At 40.4% G+C, this 1,419-nt stretch carries 2 protein-coding genes; both read right to left on the bottom strand.

The genetic code is table 11. The features are described 5' to 3' along the window. Positions 1-323, bottom strand: a 323-nt coding sequence (locus tag GMD6S_RS12525; protein ID WP_001133495.1) for a recombinase family protein, incomplete at its 3' end; no start/stop codon positions are given. Between the two features lie 265 nt (positions 324-588). Further along, positions 589-1,419: 23S rRNA (uracil(1939)-C(5))-methyltransferase RlmD (gene rlmD / locus GMD6S_RS11320; RefSeq protein WP_000307690.1), on the bottom strand; the 831-nt coding region annotated here is incomplete at its 5' end.

Raw genomic sequence — 1,419 nt, 5'->3', positions numbered from 1 at the left:
GCATCTAATATTTCAACCGTATCTCTGCCGAATCTACTAATATTTTTCGTTATAACTATATCCAGCTTTCTTGAACGGCAATTGTCAAGTATCTGATTGAACTCTTTTCTGGATGAACCTGTTTTACTTGTAGCAATGTCTATATAAACGTCAGCTAAAACCCATTGCAGCATTGAGGCAATCAATCTGGTCAAATGCGATATTTGAGCAGTCAGGCTTTGAAGGTGATCCATGCTATTTGTACTTACACGACAATAAATCCCGACACGCTTTTCCCTTTTTGGCTTCGGGGGAATATAATAAACGTTTGAATTATTCGGCATGTTTTCTCACCTACCTGCACTTGTCTAATCAACATATGATTAGAATTTATCAATGGTGATTAGTCTATTTAATCATCATATCAACTCACCCTTGGAATAGTAATCTTATCAACTCAACCTACCCCATATCTATTCTGTCCACTCAACTATCCTCATGGATATGTTCCCAAGCCCTTGATTTTAGGGCGTTTGACAGGATTATTGGCATCATAAAATAGAATTCCAAATTCCACAAACACTCTGAAATCAAGAGGTTTTCACACTCTTATTTTTCAATCCTTGACATCAATACTACCGTCTCCACATGATGCGTTTGCGGAAATAAATCAACCGGCTGGACTTTCTTCAGTTCATATCCTAACTCTTGGTAGAGTTTGATATCACGCGCCATGGTTGCAACATTGCAGGAGATATAGGCAATACGGTCTGCTCCTGTTTGAGCGCTTGCTTTGATAAAGCTCTCGGTCAATCCCTTGCGTGGTGGGTCAACCAAGATAACGGTTGGTTGGATACCTTCCTTGAGCCAATTCCTCATGGCATTTTCAGCTGTGTCGCAGACATAGTGGGCATTTGTGATATTGTTTAATGCAGCATTCTTCTGGCTATTCTCAACTGCTTCTGGGATGACCTCAACTCCATAGACTTCCTTAACATGTTTCGCAACAGAGAGGCCAATCGTTCCAATCCCTGAGTAGGCGTCGATCACCACATCATCTGCTTTTAATCCTGCAAAATCAATAGCTGTTTGATAAAGTTTCTCTGCCATTTCAGTATTTACTTGATAAAAAGCTGGCCCAGCGATTTGGTAGTCATTTCCCAACATCTGGTCGATAATATAGTCTTGACCATAAAGAGTTTTCCACTCCTTGCCAAAAATCGCATTGGTATTCTGGTCGTTGATATTTTGCATGACAGACACGATCTCTGGGAACTGCTTGATAAGGTGTTCAATCAATTGCTCCACTCGGAAAACTTTCGGACGAGTTGTTACTAAAATGACCATGATTTGTCCTGAATAGTGCCCACGTCGCACTACAAGATTTCGAATCAAGCCAGACTGTTCCTTTTCGTCATAAGGTTTTAAATCAAAACGACG

The organism is Streptococcus sp. GMD6S, assembly GCF_000297015.1.
This window is presented reverse-complemented; position numbering and strand designations above follow the sequence as displayed.